This is a genomic window from Variovorax sp. Root411, assembly GCF_001425205.1.
Taxonomy (GTDB): Bacteria; Pseudomonadota; Gammaproteobacteria; order Burkholderiales; family Burkholderiaceae_C; genus Variovorax.
The window spans coordinates 91847-117584 of the sequence record NZ_LMDW01000012.1 but is presented as its reverse complement, the minus strand read 5'-3'; the positions used below and the strand labels follow the sequence as shown (position 1 = coordinate 117584).

Sequence of the window (25738 nt, the reverse complement as noted above, 5' to 3'; positions counted from 1 at the left end):
TCCCTCACCATGAAGAAGACAACCAGACAACGCGGCAACATCGTCATCGGCCTGATCATCGGGCTGGTGCTCGGCCTCGGCGTCGCGCTGGGCATCGCGGTCTACGTGACCAAGGTGCCGATCCCGTTCGTGACCAAGACGCAGCGCGGCGGCGCCGAGCAGGACGAGGCCGAAGCCCGCAAGAACCGAGACTGGGACCCGAACGCACCGCTGGCCGGCAAGGCCGGCGCCGCCAGGCCGGCGGCCCCGGCCGCCCCGGTCAACCCCGTCACCGGCGAGCCGGCAACCACCGCCGTGGCCCCCGCCACCGCCCCGCCGACGACCGCACCCCCCGTGCCCGTGGTGGTGGCGCCCAAGCCGCCCCGCCCGGCGCCGGTGCCAGCCGAAGCCAACTCCCTGCCGGCATCGAACGATCCGCTGGGCGACCTCGCCCGCGCGCGTTCGGGCTCCGGCACGACCACCGCCTCGGCCGCGCCGAGCAGCAGCAACAACAGCAACGCCAGCAGCAGTTCAGGCGCCGATCCGTTCATGTACTTCGTGCAGGCCGGCGCCTTCCGCACCACCGACGACGCCGAGGCGCAGCGCGCCAAGCTGTCGCTGATGGGCGTCGAGGCCAAGGTCACCGAGCGCGAGCAGGCGGGCCGCACCGTCTACCGCGTGCGCGCCGGCCCCTTCAACAAGAAGGACGACGCCGATCGCCTCAAGGAGCGGCTCGACGGCGGCGGCATGGATTCGGCGCTGGTCCGCGTGCAGCGCTGACCCGGCGGCCGCCACGAATAGCCCTTAAGCTTCGCGCCGCGGCATTTGCCGCCACCATTCATCGTCGCCCTGGGCGCGCCGGGTGCGGGGGAACTCCCCGCCGTGCGCCGGCTCAGTCAGCCGTACAACTGGAGAACTCTTTCAATGAAACGTCGTGACTTTTCGCTGGCCGCCACTTCGCTGGGCCTGCTTTCGCTGGCTGGCAACACCGCACACGCCCAGGCGCGTGCGCCCAAGGCCGGCACCGAGTACCTGGTGCTCGACAAGCGCGTGCCGGTCGACGCGCCCGCCGGCAAGATAGAAGTGGTCGAGTTCTTCTCGTACAACTGCCCGCACTGCAACGACTTCGAGCCGGCGCTGGAAGCCTGGGTCAAGACCGTGCCAAAGGAAGTGGCATTCCGCCGCATCCCCGTGCCCTTCGTGGGCAACGACGTCGAGGCCAAGCAGCGCCTGTACTACGCGCTCGAGGCCATGGGCAAGGTCGACGAATTCCAGCCGAAGGTCTTCAACGCGATCCACGCACAGCGCCAGAACGTGAACGGAGACGCCAACATCATTGCCTGGGCTGCGGCCAATGGCCTGGACGGCGCCAAGTTCAAGGAAGTCTTCACCTCGTTCGGCGTGGCCAGCAAGGCCAAGCGCGCCTCGCAGATGACCGACGCCTACAAGGTCGCCGGCGTGCCGGCGATGGCCGTGGCCGGGCGCTGGTATGTGGATGGGGAAACCGCCGGCAACATGACCAAAGTGCTTCAGGTCGTGAACTATCTGGTCGGCGAAGCAAGGAAGGGCTGACCCCCAGAGCCAGAAGGAACGTCAAGCCCGCTTCGGCGGGCTTTTTCATCTGTGCGTGCGGGGCTGACGCAATCAGCCGCATACAATGCCGAGCAAGTTTCGTGCCTCTATGACATTGCACTCTCACCCCACCACTTCCTTCCTTCGTCGCATCGGCCGCCTGGCCGCTGGCGCGCTGTTGCTGGCCGGCTTTGCCTCGGGCGCCGTGGCCGAGACCGCCGACCGCGCCAAGCCGATGAACATCGAGTCCGACTCGATGCGCTACGACGACCTGAAGCAGACCAGCGTGTTCACTGGTAACGTTCTGGTAACAAAGGGCACGATCATCATCCGCGGCGCGCGGCTGGACGTGCGCCAGGACGCCGAGGGCTACCAGTACGGCGTGGTCACCGCGGCGCCCGGCAAGCGGGCCTACTACAAGCAGAAGCGCAATGCGCCCGACGAGTGGATCGAGGGCGAATCCGACGTCATCGAGTACGACAGCCGCGCCGACAACGTCAAGTTCATCCGCAACGCCACGATGCGCCGCCTGATCGGCGCCACGCCGAACGACGAAAGCCAGGGCGCGCTGATCGTCTACGACCAGAGCAACGACACCTACACGGTCAACGGTTCCACCGTGCCGCCGAACACCGCCGTCAACGCGTCGTCCCAGGGCGGCCGCGTGAAGACCATCCTGACCCCCAAGGCCGCGACCGCGCCGGGTGCACCCGCTGCGGGCGCCTCGGCTCCGGCCGGTGCCAAGGCGCCGCCGCCGGCTCCCACCCCCGCGCCCGGCAAGGGCCTGCGCCCGAGCACCACGCTCGGTGACGAGGGAGAAACCCGCAAGTGATCGAATCCGTTGTATCGCAGGACGCCAACAGCACGCCGGGCAGCCGCCTGGTCGCGCGCGGCCTGAAGAAGAGCTATGGCAGCCGCACGGTCGTGAAGGACGTCTCGCTCGACGTGCAGAAGGGCGAAGTCGTCGGGCTGCTCGGGCCGAACGGCGCGGGCAAGACCACCTCGTTCTACATGATCGTGGGGCTGGTGCGCGCCGATGCGGGCGACATCACCATCGACGGCGAGCCCATCGCGCACATGCCGATCCACCGCCGCGCCCGCATGGGCCTGAGCTATCTGCCGCAGGAAGCCTCGATCTTCCGCAAGCTCACGGTCGAGGAAAACGTGCGCGCCGTGCTCGAGCTCCAGAGCGAGCCCGATGCCAACGGCAAGATGGCGCCGCTGTCGAAGCAGCACATTGAAGAGCGCCTGTCCGAGCTGCTGGCCGACCTGCGGGTGGACCACCTGCGCGATTCGCCTGCGCTCGCACTGTCGGGCGGCGAGCGCCGCCGCGTCGAGATCGCGCGCGCGCTGGCCACCCAGCCGCGCTTCATCCTGCTGGACGAGCCCTTCGCCGGCATCGACCCGATCGCGGTGATCGAAATCCAGCGGATCATCAGCTTCCTGAAGGAGCGCGGCATCGGCGTGCTCATCACCGACCACAACGTGCGTGAAACGCTGGGCATCTGCGATCACGCGTTCATCATCAGCGACGGGCATGTGCTGGCACAAGGCACACCCTCGGAGATCGTCGACAACGCCGAAGTACGCAGGGTGTACCTGGGCGAACACTTCCGGATGTGATCGTGCGGCGAGGGTCAAGGATCATCGTGGCCACCGTCCGCGCGGAGCTTCCTCGCGGGGGCCGCCGCGCACGGCCGCCCGAAGCGGCCGGCCCGCCCCCGGTAGGGGGTTGGCGTAGCGCGAAGCGCGCAGCCTGGGGGGGAGCCATTTCCTCATGAAGCAAGGGCTGTCCCTTCGCGTCTCGCAGCATCTGGCGTTGACGCCACAGCTGCAGCAGTCCATTCGGCTGCTCCAGCTTTCCACGCTCGAACTGAGCCAGGAAGTGGAGCAGATGCTCGACGAGAACCCGTTCCTCGAACGCACCGCGGAAGAAGCGGCGCGCGAGGAATTCGGGCTCGACACGGCCGATGCGCCGGTGCCGCGCGATGAGGGCGAGAGCGACTTCGCGCCTCCGGCCGCCAGCGCGCCCGCCGAGACCACCAGCACGACCACGGCAGATACCGACGGGCCGGCCGCCGAGATCACCGAGCGCGAGCCCGACTGGGAAGGCGACGGCACCGTCGACATGGCGGCGCCCGATGACAGCGAGTGGGGCAGCGACGCGCCCGCGCGCCAGAACAACCTGGGCGACGACGAACGCGCCGACGCCACCGAACTCGCGCGCAGCCAGGAGTCGCTGCAGTCGTTCCTGCACCGCCAGGCGCTGAGCCTGCGGCTGAACGAGAACGACAGCGCTGCGCTGCGCTTTCTCATCGAATCGCTCAACGACGACGGCTACCTCGAAGACTCGCTGCCGGCTCTGGCCTCGGGCCTGGCCGGCGACGACAACGACCAGTTCGACGACCTCGTGCATCACTTCCAGGTGGCGCTCGGCCTGCTGCAGAGCCTGGAGCCCGCGGGCGTGGGCGCGCGCGACCTCGGCGAATGCCTGGGCATCCAGCTGCGGGCCATGGCCAGCGAGGACGAGACCGACGAAGAGGCGCTGGTCCGCAAGACCGCCATCACCGTCTGCAAGCAGCCGATGGAGCTGCTTGCGCGCCGCGATTTCAAGCGCCTGGCCACGCTCACCCGCAGCAGCGAGGAGCTGGTGCGCTCGGCGCTGCAGATCATCGCGCGGCTGGAGCCCAAGCCGGGCCGGCGCTTCGTCGACGTCGAGCGCAACATCGTCATTCCCGACGTGATCGTCACCAAGACCGGCCGCGGCACCAACGTGAAGTTCCGCGTCATGTTGAACCCCGAGGTGATGCCGCGCCTGCGCGTGCACGACATCTACGCCGGCGCGCTCAAGTCGCACAAGGGCGAGGGCAGCCAGGCGCTGTCGCAGCGGCTGCAGGAGGCGCGCTGGTTCATCAAGAACATCCAGCAGCGCTTCGACACCATCCTGCGCGTGAGCAATGCCATCGTCGAGCGGCAGAAGAGCTACTTCGTGCACGGCGAGCTCGCCATGCGCCCGCTGGTGCTGCGCGAGATCGCCGACGAGCTGGGCCTGCACGAATCGACCATCTCGCGCGTGACTACCGCGAAGTACATGTCCACGCCTTTCGGCACGGTCGAGCTCAAGTACTTCTTCGGTTCGGCGCTGGGCACCGAGACCGGCGGCAATGCGTCGAGCACTGCGGTGCGTGCGCTGATCAAGCAGTTCGTGAGCTCCGAGAGCATCAAGAAGCCGCTGTCGGACAGCCAGATCTCCGAGATGCTGAAAGAGCAGGGCATCGAGTGCGCGCGGCGCACCGTGGCCAAGTACCGCGAAGCATTGCGGATCGCGCCGGCCAACCTGCGCAAGGCACTCTAGAAGCCGGACGATGAAGAGCCGCCTGCTGTCTCGCTGTGGGCATTGGGCTTGCGTCATGGCGGCGGTGCTGCTGTTTTCCGGCTGCGCCACCCTGCCCGACGAGGCCCCGCGCGCACCCACCAAGGCCATGGGCGTCTCGGCCGACACCGCCCTCGGCAAGCTCGCGCTGGCTTCCCAGCCCGACCCCGACCTGAGCGGCTTTCGCTTGATGCCGGGTGGTGACTTTGCCTTCGACACCCGCATCCAGTTGGCCCGCCGCGCCCAGCGCACGCTCGACGTGCAGTACTACCAGATCGAGAACGACGAGACCGGCCGCTACCTGCTGCGCACCCTGCGCGACGCCGCCCAGCGCGGCGTGCGCGTGCGCGTGTTGATGGACGATCTCTACACCTCCGGTGAAGACGAGTTGCTGCTCGGCTTCGCCGCCACGCCCAACGTCGAGCTGCGCCTGTTCAACCCGTTCCCGGCCGGGCGCAGCAGCCTGCTCAAGCGCTTCACCGCCTCGCTGTTCGACTTCAGCCGCGTCAACCGGCGCATGCACAACAAGCTGTTCATCGCCGACGGCGCGATGGCGGTGGCGGGCGGGCGCAACATTGGCAACCAGTACTTCACGCGCACCGCGGGCGAGAATTTTCTCGACCTCGACACCTTCGTCACCGGCGCGCTCATTCCGCGGCTGGGCAGCCTGTTCGACCAGTACTGGAACAGCATCTACGTGCGGCCGATCCAGTCGGTGGTGCGCAGCGAGCTGTCGGCCGAAGAGCTGCGGCGCCGCTTCGACGTGGCCACCGGCCCCGACACCACGCCGCCGCCGCCGAAGCCCGCGCCCAACGACCTGCTCGGCTACAGCCCGATGGTGGAAGACCTGGACGCCGGCAAGCTCGACCTGATCTGGACCATCGCCGAGGCCTATGCCGATTCGCCCGAGCGCGTGATCGGCAAGACCGCCTCCTACGGCGGCGTGCCGCTGCTCGACGTCGACAGCGTGCGCTACAACGTGGTCGAGCAGATGCGCCGCGCGCGCTCCGAGGTGACCATCGTCTCGCCCTATCTGATCCCGGGCGCCACGGGGCTGGAGGTGATGCGCGAGATCCGCAACCGCAACGTGAAGATCAGCGTCGTTACCAATTCGCTGGCCGCCACCGACGAGCCGCTGGTGCACACCGCCTACCGCCGCTACCGGCCCGACATGCTCAAGCTCGGCGCCGACCTCTACGAGCTGAGCTCCACGCGCACCCGGCGCAGCGTGCGGTTGGGCCTGTTCGGCACGTCGGTGGGCAGGCTGCATGCCAAGTCGGCCGTGATCGACCGGCGCACGCTGTTCGTCGGCTCGATGAATTTCGACCCGCGCTCGGAGTCGGCCAACACCGAGATCGGGCTGATCATCCACAGCCCCGAGATGGCGCAGCAGGCGCTGAAACTCATCGACGTGCTCAAGCAGCAGGGCGCCTACCGGCTGCGCTTTGCCGAGGGCAGCAACGAGTCGCGCATCGAATGGGTCAGCGAGGACGCCGGCAAGATCACCGTGCTGACCGAGGAGCCCGACTCCGGCTTCTGGGACCGGACCATGCTCGAACTGCTGGCGCCGCTGACGCCGGAGAGCCTGCTCTAGCTGGCGCCCGTAGCGCCGGCGAGACCGGGCAGTGGTGTCATTGCACGTTGACCGCTTCGACCTGCACCAGCAGCTTCACCTTGTTCTCGAAGCCGAAGTTCAGCCCCCAGGTGATGCCCCAGTCGCTGCGCTCCACCGTGGTCTCGAAATCGCCGCCGCACACCTGGCGGTTGATCAGCGGACTCAGGTAGCAGTTGAAGCGCACGGCCTTCAGCGTCACCGGCCTGGTCTGGCCCATCAGCGTGAGTGTGCCGGGCACGTCGACCACCTTGCCGCCGCTGAAATCGATGCGGTCGGCCACGAAGCGGCCGGTCGGAAACTCGGCCACGTTGAAGAAGTCCTTGCTCTGCACATGGCGGTTGAGCAGATCGACGCCGGTGTTCACGGAGCTGATGTCCATCGTGATGTCGACCTTGCCGCTGGCGCCGGTGCCGTCGATCAGCACCGAACCGTCCTTGGTGCTGAAGCGTCCGCGGTTGGTGGTGGTGCCGTAGTGGCCCATCTCGTACATCACGAAGGTGTGCGTGGGGTCGACCACGTAGTTGGCGTTCTTCGCCGGTCCGCCTGCGGGCTTGGCGGCCACGGCCGGTGCGAATCCCGGTTGCTGTTGCTGCTGCGCCATGGCGCCGGTGAATGCGGCGGCCGACAGCGCCGTGGCGAGAAGAAGCTTTTTCATGGCGTTGGATGTGTGGGGCATGAAAGAGGGAAATGAGTGAGGAGAAGGAGAGGGCTGGCCAGCCAGGCGCTTCACAGTGCCCCGAAGCCCGCGAGCGTGAACTTGAAGCGCACCTGCACTTCGTTGCCGACCATGGAGGTGTCGGTCCATTCGCCGTCGCCCACCTTGTAGTCGAGCCGCTGGATCGTAAAGCTTCCGGTGGCCACCGCGTCCTTGCCGCCGGCCGCGGCGATGCTGACGGGCACCGTCACGTATTTGGCGATGCCCTTGATGGTGAGCTTGCCCGCCATCTCGAACTTGCCGTCGCCCAGTGCCTTGATGGCGCTCGACTGGAAGCTCGCCTGCGGGAAGTGCGCGGCGTCGAACCACGGCTGCTTGGGCAGTTCGGCGTCGCTCATCGGGACGCCGAAGCCGGCGCTGGCCGTGTCGATCTGCAGCGCGACGGTGCCGCCCTCGGGCTTCTTCGGGTCGAAGGCCACCTGCGCATCGAACTTCTTGAACGTGCCCTCCACCGGTACGCCCATCTGCTTGCTGACAAACACGATCTGGCTCTTGTCCGCCACGAGCTTCGCGGCCGCAGGCTCGGCGCCGGCCGGCAGCGCCGTGGTGGCGAAGGCCAGCGCCGCGAGAGACGGCGCGAGAGGGAAAAACAGGCGCTTCATTGATCGGATTCCTTGCGTGGCCCGGGCCACATGCGTTGCAGAAGATCGTCGCGGTCGATCCAGTGATGCTTGAGCACCGCCGCCACGTGCAGCAGCGCGGCGCCCGCCAGCACGAAGGCGCAGTTGCGGTGCAGTGGCTGCAGCACCGCTTCGGCGAAGGCGTGGTCGACCGGCACGAAGTCGGGCAGCGGCAGCACGCCGAACCACGCCACCGGCATGCCCATGGCCGAGCTGTAGGCCCAGCCGGACAGCGGCACCGCGAAGAACAGCAGGTACATCAGCGTGTGGCTGATGCGGTAGCTCGCCAGCTGGAGCGCCGACATGCCGGGCGGGAGCGCCGGTGGACGATGCCCGAGCCGCCACAGCAGCCGCAGCGCCGAGAGCGCGAGGATCGTGACGCCCGCCCACTTGTGCCAGCTGTAGATCTTCAGGCGCTGCGGCGAGAAGGGCAGACCCGTCATGTAGAGCCCGACGCCGAACGAGCCCACGATCAGGGCCGCGAGCAGCCAGTGCAGCGCCATCGCGAGCGGGTCGAAGCGCGGGGCGGCGAGGGGTGAGGAGGATGCGTCTGCGGACATCGGGAGACAGGGCGGGGCGGCCTGTGCGCGGAGCATATATCGGAAGCGATGACAGCACAGCACGGCCCGTGCCAGCCCGGCGCGGCCGGGGTTGCGGGGCGTTGGCAATCGACCCTATGGAGAAGGTGCCTGGCGCGGCGACAATGGAGGCCCGTAGTCGGGCTTCCCGATGGCCAGCTTTCCGTGAACGATCTCTCCTTCTTCCTGCCTTGCGCCGCCGGCGTCGAGGAATTCCTCGCCCAGGAGGTGCACGCCCTGACCGGCCGCGCCGGGCAATACCTGCTCACGCTGCGCGGCGGCGTGCGCGTGCGCGCCGATTGGCGCGACGCCCTCAAGCTCAACCTGCACTGCCGGCTCGCGCAGCGCGTGCTGGTCGAGCTGGCCCACGCGCCCTACCGCAGCGAGAACGACCTGTACGCCATCGCCAACGGCGTGGCCTGGGAGATCTGGTTCACGCCGAAGCAGACCTTCAAGATCGAGACCACCGCCCAGCACAGCCCGCTGCAGAGCCTGAACTTCGCCACCCTGCGCATCAAGGACGCCATTGCCGACCGCTTCCGCGCCAAGGCGAACGGCGTGCGCCCGAGCATCGAGACCCAGTGGCCCGACTGCCGCGTGTTCGCGCATCTGACCACCGACAGCTGCACGCTCTACATCGACACCTCGGGCGAGCCGCTGTTCAAGCGTGGCTGGCGCCAGGACAAGGGCGACGCCCCACTGAAGGAAACCCTGGCCGCCGCCATGCTGGCCGCCAGCGGCTGGTGGAACCCCGAGACTGGCGCCGTGTCGGAGCAGCCGCTGTACGACCCTTGCTGCGGCAGCGGCACCATCGCCATCGAGGCGGCGCAGATCGCGCGCGGCATCGCGGCCGGTTCGCTGCGGCGCTTCGGATTTGAAAAACTGCTGCCGTTCCAGGCGCATGTCTGGAACGCGATCAGGCAGGAGGCCGAAGACGCTGTACACGAAGGCAGCGTGGCGATCTTCGGTTCCGACGTGTCGCACCGCATGGTCGACTTCGCCGAACGCAATGCCGAGCGTGCCGGTGTCGCGCAAGCGGTCGAATTCCGCGGCGGCGATGCCTTGCAGCGCATGCCCCCGGCCGAGGGCGGCGTGATCATGCTCAACCCGCCGTACGGCGAGCGCATCGAGGTGGGCGGCGTGGCCGGCACGGGCCGCTCCGGCGCGCGCGAATCGGCGCAGACCGCGCAGGGCGAAGGGGGCGACGGCGGCGAGTTCTTCCCGCAACTCGCCACCCACTGGAAGAAGAACTACGCCGGCTGGACCGCCTGGGTGCTCACGCCCGACCTGAAGCTGCCCAGGCAGATGCGATTGAAGGAGTCGCGCCGCGTGCCGATGTGGAACGGACCGATCGAATGCCGGCTGTTCCGCTTCGACATGGTCGCGGGCTCAGCGCGGAAGTAGCGCGCCTTCGGCCCGCGGCTGTTCCCTGGCTTCCTTGGGCCGGACGGCGCAGGCCGCGTTGACCGTGCGCACGACGAGATCGCGCGCGCCGGCCAGCGTTACGGGATGGATGTCGTCCTCCTCGAAATGCCTCACCGCGACGGGCTCGCCGACGAAGTCCGGATGGCCGAAGTAGGTGGCGCTCACGTAGCGCGCGCTGCGGGTTTCGCAATCGACCCTGGCCCGCGCCTGGAAGGAGCGGAACCGGATGCCCTCGCGTTCCGTGCGGTCCTCCGGCAGGCTCATGCGCAGGCTCACGAGCCGGTTCGATCCTTCCACCTCGACGCTGGTCGGTTCCACCTGCACGTAGCTGCTGGCGGCATCGCCGGGCGTGCCCGACAGGGTCAGCCACTCGGCCCGCACTCCCGGGGACGCGAGCGCGACGAGGCAGATCAGCGGGAGACGTTTCATGAAGGAAGAGTGGAGGTGGGCAGGCAACCGGCTATTTTCGTCGGGCAGGCCGACAAGGGCCTGACTCCGGCCCTGCATGGTGCAACATCGGCGATATTCCCCCCGCACATTCCATGACGCTGACAGAATCCGGCCCCGTCGTCATCGACACCAACATCGCGCTTGACCTGCTGGTCTTCGAAGACCCCGCCTGGGGACCGTTGACCGCGCGCCTCGCCGCGGGCGAACTGCGCTGGCTGGCCACGGCCGCCATGCGCACCGAACTCGAACGTGTGCTGGGCTACCCGCTGATCGCCCGGCGCATGGCCCAGCGCGGGCTCGAAGTGCTGGCGGTGCTGTCCGATTTCGATGCACGGGTGCGCATGGTCCAAGGCGTTCCGCCGCGCGCGCCGTGCGTGTGCAGCGACCCCGACGACCAGGTGTTCATCGACCTTGCCGTGGCGCACGGCGCGCTGCTGCTGAGCAAGGACCGGGCGGTGCTGTCGATGAAGAAGCGGCTGGCACTGCGCGGCGTGGCGGTGCAGGCGGTGTTCGCGCCCTAGTTCGGGTGCGCGGAGGGCGCCAGGTGCCACTGCCCCAGTAGCCGCGCCACCGCGCGCACCCGCTGCGTATCCCGACCCCATCGGCGGCTCGCGGGCAGCTTCTGCGCCCACTTCATGCGCCGCGCCGCGTTCGCGATGCGCTCGCGCACCTCTTCGTTCACGCCGGCCAGCGCCGCATGCCAGTGCTGCCCCGCGGCCTGCGGCGCGGCGGCTTCCAGCATCATGGCCGTGGAGTGCAGGTAGCTCAGCCAGTCGCGCGCCTGGCATTCGGCCAGCGTCATGACCTCGGCCGGGTCGTCCTCGAAATCGATGTAGCCGATCACGCCGTCGGGGCACTGCACGAGGTTGCGGTCGAAGGCCTGGCTCAGGTGCTGGCCGCACATGTGCACGGCGGCAATCGCGGCCAGTCCGTCGCGCCAAACGGCCAGCAGCGCGGCGGGGCCGGCGGCGGCGGCCTGGTCGAGCCGCTCCTGCAGCACGACCGTCGCGCGGCCGCTTTCGCCCAGGTCGGAGATCAGCAGGCCGTCCGCCTGCTGCGCCAGCACCAACGGCACGCGCAGGCCCGCGGCCGCGAGCTGCTTGAGCCGCCGTGCCTCGGTCGCGATGGCCGCTTCGCCGCCCGGGTTGGGCACCGGCTTGATGATGTCCAGCCCCGCCATGCGCGCGACCGCCGCCATCACGCGGTAGCCCCATTTGCCGTGCCGGGGCCCGGCCTTCTTGAGCCACACGCGTTCGCTGCCGAAGCGGTGGCTCGCCACGTTCTTCTCCTGCCGCGGCAGGGTGGTGCGCAGGAACTCCGCGTAGTCGCCGGGTGCCGGCGGGTTCGGCAGGAGCGCGTCGAGGGGCGCGGGCGCCGAAGCTGCGCCCTTGCGCGATTGCAGGCGCCCATTGGCGCCTCGTCTCAATGGGTTCATGCGGCCAATGCGAAGCCCGCCACCAGCCCTTGCGGGGCCTGCGTCGCGGGCTGGAAGCTCTCTGCGCTGGCCAGCGGCCAGTAGGTTCGGAAAACATTGTGCTGCTCGTCGAGCGGGCCGAGCAGGGCGCCCGGCTGCACCTGCATCACCAGGTTGCTCAACAGGCGCACTTCGGTGTCGGAAATGCGGCGCACGATGTGGTGCGCGGTGATCTGCTGCGGATGGTCCAGGCCCGCGGCCTGCACCAGCTCCTGCAGCGCATGCAGCGTGCTGCGGTGGAAGTTGCGCACCCGGTCGGCCTTGGTCGGCACCACCAGCGCCTGCTGGCGCAGCGGGTCCTGCGTGGTCACGCCGGTGGGGCAGTGGCCGGTGTGGCAGCTCTGCGCCTGGATGCAGCCCAGCGCCATCATGAAACCGCGTGCCGCGTTGCACCAGTCGGCGCCCAGCGCCATCATGCGGGCCACGTCGAAGGCGGTGATCACCTTGGCGGCGCAGCCGATCTTGATGCGGTGGCGCAGGTTCACGCCGATCAGCGTGTTGTGCACCAGCAGCAGGCCTTCCTGCAGGGGCGCGCCCACGTGGTCGCTGAACTCGACCGGCGCCGCGCCGGTGCCGCCCTCGGCGCCGTCGACCACGATGAAGTCGGGCGTGATGCCGGTGGCCTGCATCGCCTTGACGATGCCGAACCATTCCCACGGATGGCCGAGGCAGAATTTGAAGCCGGTCGGCTTGCCGCCCGACAGCTCGCGCAGCCGGGCGATGAAATGCATCATCTCGGTCGGCGTGGAGAACGCGCTGTGCGACGAGGGCGAGATGCAGTCCACGCCCACCGGCACGCCGCGCGCGGCGGCGATCTCGGGTGTGACCTTGGGGGCAGGCAGCACGCCGCCGTGCCCGGGCTTGGCGCCCTGGCTCAGCTTGATCTCGATCATCTTCACCTGCGGGTCGCGCGCGTTGGCGGTGAAGCGTTCCTCGTTGAAGCTGCCGTCGCCGTTGCGGCAGCCGAAGTAGCCCGAGCCGATTTCCCAGATCAGGTCACCGCCGTGCACACGGTGGTGCTGCGAGATCGAGCCCTCGCCGGTGTCGTGCGCAAAGCCGCCCATCTGCGCGCCCTTGTTGAGCGCGAGGATCGCATTGGCCGACAGCGCGCCGAAGCTCATGGCCGAGATGTTGAACACGCTGGCGCTATAGGGCTGTGTACAGAGTTGCTCCGGGTTGGCGCCGACCGGCTGCGGCGTGCCGCCGATCACGATGCGGAAATCGTGGTTCGCGAGCTTCGTCGGCTGCATCGAATGGTTGATCCACTCGTAGCCCGCGATGGTCACGTTCAGCTGCGTGCCAAAGGGCCGGTTGTCGGGGTCGCCCTTGGCGCGCTGGTACACCAGCGAGCGCTGGGCGCGCGAGAACGGCGCGGCTTCGGAGTCGCTCTCGATGAAGTACTGCCGCATCTCGGGGCGGATGAACTCCAGCAGAAAGCGCAGATGGCCGATGACCGGGTAGTTGCGCAGGATCGCGTGGCGCGCCTGCCGCAGATCGTGCACGCCCGTACCTGTGAGTACCGCGAACACGGCCACGCCGGTCCAGGCCAGCCACAGGTGAGGCGACACCAGCACGAACGCCAGGCAGGCCGCCAGACCGGCCACGCACAGGGCGAAGGCGCTGTAGCGCGCCGGAAACGGAATAATCGTGGGCATAGAAGTAGTCTCGACCGGAGCCTGCTGCATCATAGAGGGCTGCCCCGAACTTGCCATGACGACCATTCCCGACCCCATTTCGCCCTCAGAGGCCACCTCCGCAGCCCCGCAACCCCTCGGCCCCGACGATTTCGATGCCCTCGACCAGGCGCTCGACGCCATGCGCGAGCACGACGAGGAAATCCCCCAGTGGGAGTTCTGCGAGGGCTTCATGGCCGCGCTGATCTGCACCCGCCGGCCCATCATGCCCTCCGAATACTGGCCCGTGCTGCTGGGCGACGGTTTCTCGTCCGCACAGCACATGGAGTTCGTCTGGAACTGGAAGCGCCGCTGGATCGAGATCGAGGAGGGCCTCGACGCCCCGGTCGAAACCCTCGACGACGAACGCAGCTGGCAGCCCGAGGTGCTCGACACCCGCGGCGCCATTGCCTCGCTGCCCGAGGAAGAGCGTGCCGAAGTCGCCGGCGAAGCCATTCCGTCCTTCGCGCAGGTCTGGGCGCTGGGCTTCATGTACGCGGTCGAGAACTGGCCCGAGGACTGGGCCACACCGCGCGACAAGGACGCCGCGCGCATGCTCGACGACGCGCTCGACAACATCGTCGCCCTGACCGAGGACGACACCGCCAAGCCCACGCTGTCGATGTACAGCGACGACGCCCCGCCCAGCGTGAGCCAGCAGCGGCTCGACGATTTCGGCGCCGCCATCTGGGCCGTGTACGACCTGCGCCAGCTCTGGAAGAGCCTGGGCCCGAAGGCCGAGACCATCCGCAAGGAAGCAACCCCGGGCCGCAACGATCCGTGCCCTTGCGGCAGCGGCAAGAAGTACAAGAAGTGCCACGGTGAGTGACCTGGGGGTTTCGACGGGCCTTTTTCGCGAATGTCCCCCGCTTCGCTCCTCCTTTATTTCGCGAAAAAGGTCACCGCATCGGCGTGATCGTTCAGAGCACTTGTTGATCGAGCGGAACGACAGCCGCGCCCATCGTGCTCAGGGCACCGGGTGCTCCCCGCAGCGAAATAAAGGAGGAGCGAAGCGGGGGACATTCGCGGAGGGGAGTACCCGGTGGCCTGTGCACACGCCCTGAACAAGAGCTCCCCGAACACAAACACCCAGGAGCGAGCCCTGTTCAGATCTTGAAGGCGCGTTGAATATCCGGCCGCACGAGGTCAGCGTACTCGCGGTGCTTGCGGATGTAGCCCGCAATGAACTGGCACACCGGAATCACATGCAAGCCCTTCGCGCGAGCCTCGTCGAGCACGTGCCTGGCGATGCCCGAGCCCACGCCCTTGCCCTCGTGCTCCGGCAGCACCTCGGTGTGCGTGAACATGATCGCGTCGGTCAGCAGGTTGTATTCGGCATAGGCCGCGAGCTTGCCGTCGAGCGTGGCTTCGTAGCGGTGCTGCGCTTCGTTGTTGGAAAAGGCGAGGGCGGTGTTGTTGCTCATGGCTGGCGTGCAAGAAAGGTGGCGAGGTTGGCTGCGGCGGTGGCGCGCACCTTGTTGCGCAGCATGGGTGTCCAGCCGAGCAGCAGGCCCGGCGCGCCGAGCGCCTGACGCGACCAGGTCCAGAACGGGAAGCTGTCGCGGTGCGTCGCGATCAGCCCCTCGGGCGTGAAGGTGAAGCGGGAGTCGATGCTGTTGTCGACGAGGCGGCCGGTGGCGCCGAAGCGGTAGTGCGCATCCCAGTGGGCGCTGCCGCTGGTGTCGTCGGCCTTCACGTCGCGCCAGCTCAGGCGCCACACGTCGGCACCCTTGGCCTGGGTGGCCGAGGTCAGCATGCGCCACATGCCGCTCACCTCGCGCCGTCCGCGCAGCGAGAAGGCCTCGTCTTCGAACACCGCATCGCTTGCATAGCAGGCCTTCATGGTGGCGGCGTCGAGCTTCGCGAAGGCGCTGTAGAAGCGCTCGATGGTCTGGGCATTGGTGGCTGCTGTCATGAGTCCTCTCGGGTTGGTGAAAAATCGGGTCAGCGGCCGAGCAGTTCGACCAGCGTCTGCAGTGCGTGCCGCACCGTGGCCGCGCGCACCGTGGCGCGGTCGCCGTCGAAGCGGCGGCGCTCGGTGCGCACGTCGCCATCGACCGACCAGCCGAACCACACCGTGCCCACCGGCTTGTCGGGCGTGCCGCCGGTCGGCCCCGCCACGCCGGTCACGGCCAGCGCCACGCGCGATGGCGGCGAATGCGCGATCGCGCCCGTGGCCATGGCGCGCGCCACCGGCTCGCTGACCGCGCCGTGCGCCGCGATCACCGCCGCGTCCACGCCCAGCAGCTCGGACTTGGCCTCGTTCGAATAGGTGATGAAGCCGCGCTCGAACCAGGCGCTCGAACCTGCCAGCTCGGTGCAGGCCGCGCCGATCAGCCCGCCCGTGCAGCTTTCGGCGGTGGATAGCATCCAGCCCTTTTTTTGCAGCAGGCCGGCCAGCGCCACGACCAGCGCGGGCGTGTCGTGGTCCGCGAGTGTCGGCAACGTCGAAGAAGAGGAGGAGGAAGAATCCATCGGGTTCACCATGCGCGCCAGAGTGCAATGACCAGCAGCGTGCAGAACGCCGCCACTAGGTCGTCGAGGATGATGCCGAAGCCCGCATGCCACCAGCGCACCTGCGCCGCGTCGCGCTGCTTGAACAGCGCGTCGGCCCAGGCCACCGGGCCGGGCTTGGCGGCGTCGAAATAACGGAACAGCGCAAAGGCGATGGCCTGCGCGAGGAGGCCGGCCGGCGTCACCAGCCAGAGCACGATCCAGAAGGCGATCACCTCGTCCCATACCACGGCGCCGGGGTCGGCCACGTTCATGTCGCGCGCGGTCACGGTGCAGGCCCACCAGCCGATGGGCAGCGAGGCCGCGATGATCCAGCCGATGGTGGCCGGCGTGAACCACAACTGCAACACCGAGAACGCGGCCCAGGCCCAGAGCGTGCCCACCGTGCCGGGCGCGATGCGCGGCAGCCCCGAGCCGAAGCCCAGCGCGATGAAGTGCGCGGGATGCGAGAGCAGAAAGCGCAGCGTGGCGCGGCGCATCGAGGGTTGGGGCATGGCGCCGGAGGTGGTGGTCGTGGAGGAAGAAGAAGCGGCTTGCATCGGGGCAGGAGTGTCGCGCATCCGGGCCGGCACCGGTTCGGCGCAGTTTCTATTTATCAAAGCAATAGCTTGTTTAATTGCCGGTCCTCGCCTAGCATCCGGGCTTCTTTCCGACTTTGCTGCCTGCCATGTCCTCCTCTTCCGCCGCGCTGCACCCCCCACCTTCCATCGCCGCCTGGAGCGAGCTGCTCAGCGGCCGCAACGGATGGCGCGCGCTCGCGCTGACCGGCGGCGTGGCGCTGCATGCGGTCAACGTGCACATCGTGACCACCGTGCTGCCCTCGGTGGTGCGCGAGATCGGCGGGCTCGACTGGTATGCCTGGAGCACCACGCTCTTCGTGGTCGGCTCGATCCTCGGCGCCACGCTGTCGGTGCGGCTGCTCGCGGTGCTGGGCCCGCGCGGCGCGTGCCTGGCGGCGCTGGCGGTGTTCGGCGCCGGTTCGGCAGGCTGCGCGCTCGCGCCGGCCATGCCGTGGATGCTCGCGGGGCGCGCGGTGCAGGGGTTGGGCGGCGGGTTGCTCGCGGCGCTGAGCTACGGGCTGATCCAGCTGGTGTTCGAGCAGCGGCTGTGGCCGCGCGCGGTGGCGCTGGTGTCGGGCATGTGGGGCGTCGCCACGCTGTGCGGGCCGGCCGTGGGCGGGCTGTTCGCGCAGGCCGGGCATTGGCGCTGGGCCTTCTGGCTCCTGCTGCCGGTGGCGGCGGCGCAGGCATTGCTGGTGCTCGTGCAATTGCGGCCCGGGATGGGCGTGGAGCATGCGCGGCCCCTCGTGCCGCCGCGTGTGCCGACGCTGCAGATCGGCCTGCTCGCGGCTTCGGTGCTGGTGATCGCAGCCAGCGGTTTGGGGTCCGACCTGCGCTGGCAGGCCGCCGGCCTGGCACTGGGCCTGGCCGTCGGCTTCGCGGCCACCCGCATCGACAGCCGCGCCGCCGTGCGCGTGCTGCCGCGCGGCGCGTATGCGATGAGCGCGCCGCTGGGCGCCATCTATGCGAGCGTGGCGCTGCTGCTGATCGGCACGGAAACCGAGATCTTCGTGCCGTACTTCCTGCAACTGCTGCACGGCCATTCACCGCTCATGGCGGGCTACCTCACGGCCGCGATGGCGGGCGGCTGGAGCGCGGGTTCGCTGCTGTCCTCGGGCCGCAGTGGCGCGGGCGCCGACCGCATGCTGCGCGCCGGCCCGGTGATCTGCACGCTGGGGCTGCTGGCGCTGGCGTGCCTGCTGCCGTCGCAGGAATTCCTCGGTGCCGGTTTCGAGACGCTGCTGATCGCCGTCGCGCTGGCGGCCGTCGGGCTCGGCGTGGGCATCGGCTGGCCGCACCTGATCACGCGCGTGATGTCGCTGGCGCCCAAGGGCGAGGAAGGCCTGGCCTCCGCCTCGATCACCACCGTGCAGCTCTACGGCATGGCCGTGGGTGCGGCAGTGGCGGGGCTGGTGGCGAATGCGGCGGGGCTCACCGTGCCGGGCGGTGTCGAAGGCGCGCAATCGGCGGCCGCCTGGCTGTTCGCGGGCTTCGCGCTTGCGCCGGCCGCGGCGGTGTGGCTCGCGTACCGCGCCATCGCGAGGCGCGGCTGGTGAACGGGCCGGTGAGGGTTCAGGCGACCACGCTTTCCCAGGCCAGCGCCCGCCGGCGCGCGCCTTCATCGATGCCGTGAAGCGCTCCCTATAATTTTTGCCACCACAACACGCGGGAGGGCCTCTGCCCATGAGAACTTTCATTCAACGTCTCGGGGCTCTGTCGCTCCTCATGGCCTTCAGCCTTGCACTGGTCGCCTGCGGCAACAAGGAGGCCGAGCAGCGCAAGGCCTTCACGGCCTTCCTGCAGACCCGCGTGCTCGACAAGCCCGGCTTGCGCGTGCCGATGCCCACGGAGGAAGAGAAAGCCTCCTTCGGCGACTACGCGAAGCACTACGCGGTGATCACCGATTTCAACGAAGGCATGAACAAGTCGGTGAGCCAGCCCATGACGCAGATCATGGCCAAGGGCGCGCTGCGTTCCATCGCCGACCTGGCCTCGCGCCGCGACGACCTCAAGGCCGCGAAGGATGGACTGAACGGCCTGCGCACCGCGCTCGACCAGCAGACCGCCAAGGCCGATGCCGCGCACGCGCAGCTCAAGCAGCCCGACGACCTGAAGCCGGTCTTCGACAAGGCCTTCGACAAGACCGTGACCGCGCCGGCAGCCACCTTCAAGGAAGTGTTCCCTGCGCTCGATACCGTGTTCGACAGCGCGCTGGCCATCGGCGACTTCCTGGAAAAGAACAGGTCGAAGATCCAGGTTTCGGGCACCACCGTCACCGTGAGCGATCCAGCCGTGCAGGGCGAACTCAACAAGATGCTGCAGCAGCTGAACGGGCAATCGGCTGCGATCAATGCTGCACAGCGAAAAATGCAGGCGATGGTGCAAGGCTCCTGAGCCGCGCGCGGCTCAGGGCTTCAGACGAAGTGGTCGAAAGAGCCGAAGCGCTGTGACACCGGCGCGCCGGCTGCATCGACGATGCGCAGGCCGGCAGCGGCCTCGATGCGGCCGATGCGCGTGACGCGCGTGGCGCTGCCCGCACCAGCTTGCGTGACGGCGTCGCGCGCCGATGGCGCAGCGGTGAAGACCAATTCGTAGTCGTCGCCGCCCGAAAGCGCGCAGGTGCGCAGGATCTCGGTGCTCAGGCTGGGGGCCTCCACAGCGATCAAGGCCGTCGCCGCATCGGCATCGAGCGTGGCACCCACGCCGCTCGAGGCGAGGATGTGGCCCAGGTCGCCGATCAACCCGTCGCTCACGTCCACCGCCGACGAGGCGATCCCGCGCAGCGCCAGCCCGAGCGCCACGCGCGGCGTGGGCTGCTCCATGCGCGCGCGGGCCGACTCGAAGGCTTCGGCCGGCAGCGCGACCGTGCCGCGAAAGGCTTCGAGCGCCAGCCGCGCGTCGCCCAGCGTGCCGCTTACCCAGATGTCGTCGCCCGCGCGCGCGCCCGAACGCAGCAGCGCCGCGCCGGCCGGCACTTCGCCGAACACCGTGATGCAGATGTTGAGCGGCCCGCGCGTGGTGTCGCCGCCCACCACCTCGCAGCCGTGCGCGTCGGCCAGCGCGAACAGGCCGCGCGAGAAGCCTTCGAGCCAGGGCTCGTCGACACCCGGCAGTGCCAGTGCGAGCGTGAAGGCCAGCGGCTTCGCGCCACAGGCCGCCAGGTCGCTGAGGTTCACCGCCAGCGCCTTGTGGCCCAGCCGCGCCGGATCGACGGTCGAGAGAAAGTGCCGGCCTTCGACCAGCATGTCGCAGGACACGGCGAGCTGCATGCCCGGTGCTGGTGCGAGCAGTGCGCAGTCGTCGCCCACACCGAGCGGGGAGCGCACGGCGGGGCGCTTGAAGTAGCGTGTGATCAGGTCGAATTCACCCATGCGGCGAGCATAAGCGGTGGCCGTGGCGCTGGCTTGCAGGCCGGCCGGCGGCGTTCGGGTAGATTCGCCGTGGCGCCCGCCTTTCACTGCCGAAGTCTTCTTTAGATAGAAAGTTCGCGACCATGGCTGAAACCCTTTCCGCGTCACCCGCCACCATGTCCACGACCGAGCGCGTCGGCGAGGCGATGCGCAGGGCCTTGCCCCTGCTGCCCGGCGAAGCGCGCCAGACCGTCGAGGCCATGCTGGAGCCGGCGGCGCTGGCCATTGTGGCCGCCACACTGGTCGTGTGGGCCGGCTCGCACTTCTTCGGTGTTGGCGAAGTGGTCGACGTGATCCTGCTCGTGGTGGGGTTCGCCGCGCTCGGCACGGCGGTGTTTTCGGGCGCCAGCGAGCTGTACGACTTCGCGCAGAAGTCGGTCAACGCCGGCTCCGACGCCGATCTCGACGAGGCCGCGAAGCACTTCGCCAAGGCGGTGATGCTGCTCGGCATCTCCACGATCCAGGCCCTGCTGCTGCGCGGCGCGGCCAAGCCGGTGATGGCCCGCGGCATGCCCAGGATCGAGCCGCTGCCCGATGTCGGCCTGCCGCCGCCGCCCGGCGGCCCCCGCCTGCAGCTGAGCCGCCCGCGCTCGCTGGCGGGCGGCGCGCTCGGCGGCACCGACATGTACGGCGCCGTCACCGTCGCGCGCAACCAGAGCCTGACCGAGCAGCGCATCACGCTGTTCCACGAACTCGTGCACCGCTACTTCGCACCGCGCACCGGTCCGCTGCGGCAATTGCGCGCGCAGCTGCGATGGAATGCCTATTCCAAGTCGGCGCTGCTGCGCTACCTCGAAGAGGCGATGGCCGAGGGCTACGGCCAGCTGCGCGTGCACGGGCTGGCGCAGGCGCTCGGGGCCTATCGCTTTCCGGTCCAGTTCGGCTATGTCACCGTCTCGCAGATGCAGGTCGAAGGCATGGCGATCGGCACCATCATCCTGGGCGGCACCAGCTTCTGGGTCAGCGTGAGCGACGGGCCGATCCCGCCGAACGCCGCGCTGCCACCACTGCCGCCACCGGGGTCGCGATGATCGACGAGAAAGACGCCATTGCTCTGGCGCGCGCCGCCGCCATGGCGGCTGGCTGGGCCTTCGTCGAGCCGGTGCAGGCACGGCTGCGCAAGCCCTGGTTCGGCAAGGGCGCGGCGCGTTGGGAGATCAACAGCAACGCGATGGCGTTCGGTGCGCGCGCGCGCTTCGTGATCGACGCGGTCGACGGCCGCATCCTCGACAAGGGATACATCCCGCGCTGAAGGCCGCGCGGCCGGTGCGGTGGGTTCGCGCTCAGGCCGCCGCGCCCCTGAACCGCAGCGCCGCCTGCCGCACCACCTCTGCCAGCAGCCGCTCCTTGCCCTGTTTCTCGCGCAGCCAGCGCGCATCGTTGCGGTTGGCCTCCACGCTGGTGCGCAGCTCGCCCAGTGCCTGCGTGGCGTTGAGCGCCTCGCTGTGCCATTCGAGCTGCGTCATCGTCATCAGGATGTGGTCGCGCAGCGGCATGTGCTGGCCGGTGGCGGGGTCGACGTACACCGCGTCGAGGCCGAAGCGGCAGGCCTGGAAGCGGTTGTAGGTGTAGACGAGGTAGTCGTCCTCGGTCGGTGCGAAGGGCTGCTCCTGCAGGAACCATGCGGCCAGCGACTGCACGTAGCCCGCGAGCGCGGCGGCGCGCTCCACCGTGAGCGGCGTGTCGAACACGCGGATCTCGATGGTGCCGAACTCGGGCTTGGGGCGGATGTCCCAGTAGAAGTCCTTCATGCTGCGCACGACGCCGGTGCGGGTCATGCGCTCGAAGTAGGCCTCGAACTCCTTCCAGCTCGTGGTGAAGGGCGCGCGGCCCGACAGTGGGAATGCGAACACCGAGTTCAGCCGCGCCGAGTCGAACTGAGTGTCCTGCCCCTGCACGAACGGCGAAGACGCCGACAGCGCGATGAAGTGCGGGATGTAGCGCGACATGCGATGCAGCATCAACAGCGCCGAGTCGGCATCGGGGCAGCCGATGTGCACGTGCTGGCCGAAGATGGTGAACTGCTTGCTCAGGTAGCCGTACAGCTCCGACAGCTCGCGAAAGCGCGGCTTGTCGTAGATGCGCCGCTCGTGCCACTGCTGGAACGCGTGCGTACCGCCGCCGACCACCGCGATGTTGAGCTTGTCGGCATTGCGGATCAGCGCCTCGCGGATCGGCGAGAGCTGCGTGATCACGTCCTGCGCCGAGTGGCAGATGTCGGTCGAGATCTCGATCATGCTCGACGTCATCTCGGGCACCACGCTGCCGGGCAGCGGGGTCTGCGCCATCAGCCGCAGCATGTCTTCGGCGTACGGGGCAAGGTCGTAGTCGTGCGTGTTCACGAGCTGCAGCTCGAGCTCCACGCCGAGCGACAGCGCCTCCGACTTGTTGAAGGGTTCGAGCTTGACCGCGCGGCTCTCGGGGTCCGATGGCAGCGGCGCCGAGCGGACGTCGTCGCTGTCCGGGTCGACGGGGATGTTGTTGTTGGCTGCGGCGCTCATCGCTGCGTGTCCTCGGTGATGCTGAAGGCCTGCGGCGCCCAGGGCACCGAACTCTCGCCCACCGCATGGATGGCCACCGTGGCGAGCACCGCGCCCACCACTTCCATCAGCAGGATCGAGGGCAGGGCCACCTGCGTGATCATGGTGCCCAGCAGCGGCGAGGCGGTGGCGAAGTTGGAGGCGATGAGCAGCGCGATCGACGACAGCGGCGACATCGCGCAGCCGACCCAGAAGGCCTGCTTCCAGCTCGCGCCGCTGCCCGGGTTGGCAATGGCCACGCCGGAGATCTTGGCCAGCAGGCGCACGCCGATCACGGCGATCACCACGCTGGCCACCGGCAGCGTCCAGTCGGCCTGCGCTGCCACGATCGACACCAGCACGAACATCAGCATGGTGAGCAGCGAGGCCGCCGTGCCCAGTTGCCGCTGCCAGGCCCAGGGCTTGGGGTTGAGGGTCTTGAGCAGCACGCCGCCGATCAGGGCCGCGAGCGGCGCCGAGCCGCCGACGTGCGCGGTGAGCGCAGCGCCCGCCGCGATGATCGCCAGCAGCAGGATCGACGTGTTCTCGCTCGACGGGCTCATCACCCGCAGCGCCGAGCGCAGCGCCAGCGCCATGATCGCGCCGACCACGAACGACAGGCCCAGCACCACCGCCACCGGATAGAGCTTCTGCAGCATCGTCTGCGGCGCGCGCTCGATCAGCCCGGCCTGCGCGTAGCCCAGTGCCAGCGCATAGAAGGTGTTCAGCGTGGCCAGCGTCATCGCGCGCTCGGTCACGGGGCCGGCAGCGCGCGTGTCGATGATCACGCGGCTCAGCACCGCGGGCGAGGCGACGATGGCCATCAGCGCGATCGGGTTGGCCACCGGCTCGGGCAGGCCCAGCAGCGTGAGCACCCAGTACACGCCGAAGTAGGTCAGCGTGGCTTCGAGCAGGCTCTGCACCAGCACCATCGGGTTGTGGCGGAACCAGCGCAACGGCAGCCGCCCGCCGGCCTCGAACAGCACCACGGCCACGCCGAGCTCGAGCAGGAAGAGGCTGATGCCGCGCAGCGGCCAGATCGCGCCTTCAAAGCCGGCGAAGCCCACTACCGCGCCCACCAGCGAATAGCCGATCACCTTGGGCAGCCCCAGGTAGCGCTGCACGAGGTGGCCGGAAGCCGCCGCCGCCGCCAGCAGCAGCGACCACAGCACGGTGGGCAGGCCCGCAGAGGGGCGAACCCATTCGGACCAGAAGCCCAGCAGATCGTTGAAGAAGCTAGTCAAATTCGTCCAGGAAGGAAAAAGCTCACCGGCCGGCTGCGCCAGCGGGCCCAGATCGCGCTGCGGATGCGCGCGCGGTCACCGAGGCTCACGCTGTGCGCGCGCAGCGCCAAGCGGAAAGCGAAGTAGAAACTCACGCTCACATTGAGCGCGCCAATGACCGGGATCGCCGCCACCGCCCACCACAGCGCAGGCTGCTGCAGCACCGCGAGGCCGGTGGATGCCGCCGCCGCGGCGATCTGTCCGGCCGATAGTGTCACGTGTCGCACGTCCAGGCCGAGCCCGAAGAAACCCGCGAACGCGGGCAGCAGCCCGAGCATGAGTCCCAGCGAGATGTTGGAGGCGAAGCCTGAAATGTTTGTGCGCATGAAATCGGCCCAGCGGCGAGCCCGTGCGGCACCAAGAAAGGCGCCGATGCGAGGGTTGTAACGCATGGCCGAGTCCATGCGGTGCAGGACAAAGGCATTTTCTGTCCATCCGGCGATGATGCTGGCCGAAAACAGCAGGATGCCGGTGATTGCCGCATAAAGCGCGGTCGGGCCGGCCAGCGACAACGATTTCAGCGTGGCCGCCGCGGGGGCTGCGTCGAGCAGCGGCCGACCCAGCGCAAGCTGCGCCAGCAGCGCGATGGCCGCCACCGCCGGCACCACCGCCAGCACGTTGCCCAGCACCGCCGCCACCTGCGAGCGCACGAGGTTGGCGACTTCGTCGACGAAATCGTCCACTGCCGCGTCCGACTTGATGTCCCGCAGCCGCGCCGCCATGGCGGGTGCCGTCATCGCGGGCTGCTTGGTGGCCAACGTCAGGTGCAGCAACTGGATCGCGACGAAGCTGGCCGCGTACATCAGCCCCGAGCCCAGCCCGCTCCAGAAGGCCGACAGGCCCAGCGCGTAGATGCCGAACTTCAGCAGCACCGTGATGGCCGTGAACGCGCCGCCGCCGGCCGCCTTCTTCACCATCTGCACGTAGCTGGCGCGGTCGCGGGTGATGTAGTGCTCGCCGGTCTCGGCGCTGCGCTCGGTCACCTTGGCGGCCAGCATCGACGAGTTGGAGGCGATCAGCGCGCGGATGCTATTGCGCTCGCCGCCGGCCAGCACCAGCCGGCCGACCAGCCGCGCCGCGCTGGGCCCCGGGGTGGGCGTCATCAGGCAGTCGAGCAGCTCGCGGATGCGCAGCACCCGCTCGCGCAGCTGGCGCAGCCGGAACACCAGGCCGACCGAGATGCCGTTGTCTTCCAGGTGCGTGTAGACCGAGGCGGCGCCGGCGCGGCAGGCGTCGAGCCGGTCGCGGAAGGCCACGAAGGCGGCCTGCAGAGCCTCTTCGTCGCGATGTTCTCCGGGGCGCTCGAACATCTGCTCGCGCAGTTCGTCGAGGTCGGCCATCAGCGAGTGGAAGGGGCGCGTCTCGCCCACTGCGTCGGTGCTCATGCGCAGGCGCAGTTCGGGCGAGAAACCGGCCGCCACCACCTGGCTGCTGCAGTACGTGACGGCGTCCATCACGGTGTGGCGCCAGCGCGGCGCGCCGTTGGCGTCCAGCGCAGCGTCGGCCAGCAGGGCGCCGATACGCGAGAGCTGCGTCTCGTCGAGCAGCGCGATCCAGCCCGCGTCGAACACGCCGGGCAGCACCATGCGGAACAGGTCCGACGCGTCGGTGGTTTCGGGCGTGCCGGGCAGGATCTTGCGGCGCAGCCGCTCGCCGAGCTCGCTCGCGAAGGCCGTGCGCGGGGCGAAGCCGTAGTCGGCCAGCAGCGTGGTCAGGTCGACCGTCTGCGTGAAGGTGCGCCACCAGGCGCGCAGCCGCTCGCGCAACTCGGGCCGTGCCTCGATGGCGTCGAGCAGCAGCTGCACGCGGCCGATGGCTGCCTGGGGCGAAGCGCGGTCGCCGCGCACCCAGTCGAAGAGGTTGATGAGCCAGATGTGGCGCTGCGCCACGTCGGCCGTCGGGTCGAGGCCGGCAAGCAGCCCCTGCAAGTCGCGCGATGCGGCAGCCATGGGTGTGAGTGGGGATCTATGCGGTGAAC

Annotated in this window: 27 protein-coding genes; 13 read left to right on the top strand and 14 right to left on the bottom strand. The window is 68.9% G+C overall.

Annotated elements, in window-relative coordinates:
* The first annotated feature begins 9 nt into the window (after nt 1-9).
* The 6 genes from ASC92_RS11545 to ASC92_RS11520 all read left to right on the top strand — a co-directional run bounded on the left by ASC92_RS11545 (nt 10) and on the right by ASC92_RS11520 (nt 6518).
* The gene (locus ASC92_RS11545) at nt 10-759 is read left to right on the top strand and encodes an SPOR domain-containing protein (RefSeq protein WP_056515000.1); all 750 of its coding nucleotides are present in this window, start codon (nt 10-12) and stop codon (nt 757-759) included.
* A 144-nt stretch (nt 760-903) separates the two neighbouring features.
* Nucleotides 904-1551 (top strand): thiol:disulfide interchange protein DsbA/DsbL, encoded by a 648-nt coding sequence (locus tag ASC92_RS11540; protein WP_056514996.1) that lies wholly within the window; start codon nt 904-906, stop codon nt 1549-1551.
* 109 nt (nt 1552-1660) lie between these two features.
* Nucleotides 1661-2383 carry a lipopolysaccharide transport periplasmic protein LptA gene (gene lptA / locus ASC92_RS11535; protein ID WP_056514992.1) on the top strand — a complete coding sequence of 241 codons (723 nt, stop codon included), beginning with the start codon at nt 1661-1663 and terminating at the stop codon, nt 2381-2383.
* The gene (gene lptB / locus ASC92_RS11530; RefSeq protein ID WP_007829871.1) at nt 2380-3174 is read left to right on the top strand and encodes an LPS export ABC transporter ATP-binding protein; all 795 of its coding nucleotides are present in this window, start codon (nt 2380-2382) and stop codon (nt 3172-3174) included. The genes lptA and lptB overlap by 4 nt, the downstream gene beginning before the upstream one ends.
* Nucleotides 3175-3328: 154 nt before the next feature.
* On the top strand, nt 3329-4906 hold the full coding sequence (rpoN, locus tag ASC92_RS11525; RefSeq protein ID WP_056514988.1) for an RNA polymerase factor sigma-54: 1578 nt from the start codon (nt 3329-3331) through the stop codon (nt 4904-4906).
* 10 nt (nt 4907-4916) lie between these two features.
* On the top strand, nt 4917-6518 hold the full coding sequence (locus ASC92_RS11520) for a phospholipase D family protein (RefSeq protein WP_056514984.1): 1602 nt from the start codon (nt 4917-4919) through the stop codon (nt 6516-6518).
* A 37-nt stretch (nt 6519-6555) separates the two neighbouring features.
* Here ASC92_RS11520 and ASC92_RS11515 read toward each other — a convergent pair whose 3' ends face one another.
* The 3 genes from ASC92_RS11515 to ASC92_RS11505 form a co-directional block, all read right to left on the bottom strand.
* A complete protein-coding gene (locus ASC92_RS11515) occupies nt 6556-7194 on the bottom strand; it encodes a YceI family protein (protein ID WP_056514980.1) in 639 nt (212 codons plus the stop codon).
* Between the two features lie 71 nt (nt 7195-7265).
* Nucleotides 7266-7856 (bottom strand): YceI family protein, encoded by a 591-nt coding sequence (locus ASC92_RS11510; protein WP_056514977.1) that lies wholly within the window; start codon nt 7854-7856, stop codon nt 7266-7268.
* A complete protein-coding gene (locus ASC92_RS11505) occupies nt 7853-8434 on the bottom strand; it encodes a cytochrome b (protein ID WP_056514975.1) in 582 nt (193 codons plus the stop codon). Before ASC92_RS11505 ends, ASC92_RS11510 begins: the two co-directional genes overlap by 4 nt.
* Before the next feature lie 183 nt (nt 8435-8617).
* Between ASC92_RS11505 and ASC92_RS11500 the strand changes: the two genes are divergently transcribed.
* Nucleotides 8618-9856 (top strand): THUMP domain-containing class I SAM-dependent RNA methyltransferase, encoded by a 1239-nt coding sequence (locus tag ASC92_RS11500; protein ID WP_056514970.1) that lies wholly within the window; start codon nt 8618-8620, stop codon nt 9854-9856.
* Here ASC92_RS11500 and ASC92_RS11495 read toward each other — a convergent pair.
* The gene (locus ASC92_RS11495) at nt 9842-10306 is read right to left on the bottom strand and encodes a surface-adhesin E family protein (RefSeq protein ID WP_056516328.1); all 465 of its coding nucleotides are present in this window, start codon (nt 10304-10306) and stop codon (nt 9842-9844) included. The two genes, ASC92_RS11500 and ASC92_RS11495, sit on opposite strands and share 15 nt — an antisense overlap.
* Before the next feature lie 113 nt (nt 10307-10419).
* Between ASC92_RS11495 and ASC92_RS11490 the strand changes: the two genes are divergently transcribed.
* Nucleotides 10420-10848 (top strand): putative toxin-antitoxin system toxin component, PIN family, encoded by a 429-nt coding sequence (locus ASC92_RS11490; protein WP_056514967.1) that lies wholly within the window; start codon nt 10420-10422, stop codon nt 10846-10848.
* On the opposite strand, the gene ASC92_RS11485 is transcribed toward ASC92_RS11490, so the two are convergent.
* Nucleotides 10845-11762: a hypothetical protein gene (locus ASC92_RS11485; protein ID WP_056514964.1), complete on the bottom strand. Its 918-nt coding sequence runs from the start codon at nt 11760-11762 to the stop codon at nt 10845-10847. The genes ASC92_RS11490 and ASC92_RS11485 overlap by 4 nt on opposite strands.
* A complete protein-coding gene (locus ASC92_RS11480; RefSeq protein ID WP_056514961.1) occupies nt 11759-13456 on the bottom strand; it encodes an FMN-binding glutamate synthase family protein in 1698 nt (565 codons plus the stop codon). The genes ASC92_RS11485 and ASC92_RS11480 overlap by 4 nt, the downstream gene beginning before the upstream one ends.
* Nucleotides 13457-13511: 55 nt before the next feature.
* Here ASC92_RS11480 and ASC92_RS11475 point away from each other — a divergent pair, with 55 nt between their 5' ends.
* Complete coding sequence (locus tag ASC92_RS11475) at nt 13512-14303, top strand: UPF0149 family protein (protein WP_056514958.1); 792 nt, start codon at nt 13512-13514, stop codon at nt 14301-14303.
* Nucleotides 14304-14580: 277 nt separating this feature from the next.
* Here the strand turns inward: ASC92_RS11475 and ASC92_RS11470 are convergent, their stop codons facing one another.
* Genes ASC92_RS11470 through ASC92_RS11455 form a run of 4 tightly spaced genes read right to left on the bottom strand, consistent with a single transcriptional unit; the run spans nt 14581 to nt 16482 of the window.
* Nucleotides 14581-14898: a GNAT family N-acetyltransferase gene (locus tag ASC92_RS11470; RefSeq protein WP_056514955.1), complete on the bottom strand. Its 318-nt coding sequence runs from the start codon at nt 14896-14898 to the stop codon at nt 14581-14583.
* Nucleotides 14895-15389, bottom strand: a complete 495-nt coding sequence (locus ASC92_RS11465; RefSeq protein WP_056514952.1) for a nuclear transport factor 2 family protein — start codon at nt 15387-15389, stop codon at nt 14895-14897. Before ASC92_RS11465 ends, ASC92_RS11470 begins: the two co-directional genes overlap by 4 nt.
* A gap of 29 nt (nt 15390-15418) precedes the next feature.
* Nucleotides 15419-15961, bottom strand: a complete 543-nt coding sequence (locus ASC92_RS11460; RefSeq protein WP_056514947.1) for a CinA family protein — start codon at nt 15959-15961, stop codon at nt 15419-15421.
* Entirely contained in the window at nt 15955-16482 is a 528-nt protein-coding gene (locus tag ASC92_RS11455; RefSeq protein ID WP_082519594.1) for a phosphatidylglycerophosphatase A, read from the bottom strand. Before ASC92_RS11455 ends, ASC92_RS11460 begins: the two co-directional genes overlap by 7 nt.
* Nucleotides 16483-16655: 173 nt before the next feature.
* Between ASC92_RS11455 and ASC92_RS11450 the strand changes: the two genes are divergently transcribed.
* Together ASC92_RS11450 and ASC92_RS11445 are read left to right on the top strand one after the other, a co-directional pair.
* The gene (locus ASC92_RS11450) at nt 16656-18104 is read left to right on the top strand and encodes an MFS transporter (protein ID WP_056514941.1); all 1449 of its coding nucleotides are present in this window, start codon (nt 16656-16658) and stop codon (nt 18102-18104) included.
* 127 nt (nt 18105-18231) lie between these two features.
* Entirely contained in the window at nt 18232-18942 is a 711-nt protein-coding gene (locus tag ASC92_RS11445) for a DUF3053 domain-containing protein (protein WP_056514938.1), read from the top strand.
* 20 nt (nt 18943-18962) lie between these two features.
* On the opposite strand, the gene thiL is transcribed toward ASC92_RS11445, so the two are convergent.
* Nucleotides 18963-19919 carry a thiamine-phosphate kinase gene (gene thiL / locus ASC92_RS11440; protein WP_056516324.1) on the bottom strand — a complete coding sequence of 319 codons (957 nt, stop codon included), beginning with the start codon at nt 19917-19919 and terminating at the stop codon, nt 18963-18965.
* Nucleotides 19920-20041: 122 nt separating this feature from the next.
* Between thiL and ASC92_RS11435 the strand changes: the two genes are divergently transcribed.
* Nucleotides 20042-20989, top strand: coding sequence for a hypothetical protein (locus tag ASC92_RS11435; RefSeq protein WP_157609047.1), 948 nt, complete (start codon nt 20042-20044; stop codon nt 20987-20989).
* Nucleotides 20986-21210: a hypothetical protein gene (locus ASC92_RS11430; RefSeq protein WP_056514929.1), complete on the top strand. Its 225-nt coding sequence runs from the start codon at nt 20986-20988 to the stop codon at nt 21208-21210. Before ASC92_RS11435 ends, ASC92_RS11430 begins: the two co-directional genes overlap by 4 nt.
* A gap of 31 nt (nt 21211-21241) precedes the next feature.
* On the opposite strand, the gene ASC92_RS11425 is transcribed toward ASC92_RS11430, so the two are convergent.
* From ASC92_RS11425 to ASC92_RS11415, 3 genes are read right to left on the bottom strand one after another with little or no spacing between them, the layout of a single operon-like run.
* Nucleotides 21242-22459 (bottom strand): YbdK family carboxylate-amine ligase, encoded by a 1218-nt coding sequence (locus ASC92_RS11425; protein WP_056514926.1) that lies wholly within the window; start codon nt 22457-22459, stop codon nt 21242-21244.
* On the bottom strand, nt 22456-23721 hold the full coding sequence (locus tag ASC92_RS11420) for a cation:proton antiporter (RefSeq protein WP_056514923.1): 1266 nt from the start codon (nt 23719-23721) through the stop codon (nt 22456-22458). Before ASC92_RS11420 ends, ASC92_RS11425 begins: the two co-directional genes overlap by 4 nt.
* Nucleotides 23718-25709: a site-specific recombinase gene (locus tag ASC92_RS11415; protein WP_056514921.1), complete on the bottom strand. Its 1992-nt coding sequence runs from the start codon at nt 25707-25709 to the stop codon at nt 23718-23720. The genes ASC92_RS11420 and ASC92_RS11415 overlap by 4 nt, the downstream gene beginning before the upstream one ends.
* Nucleotides 25710-25738 lie beyond the last annotated feature (29 nt).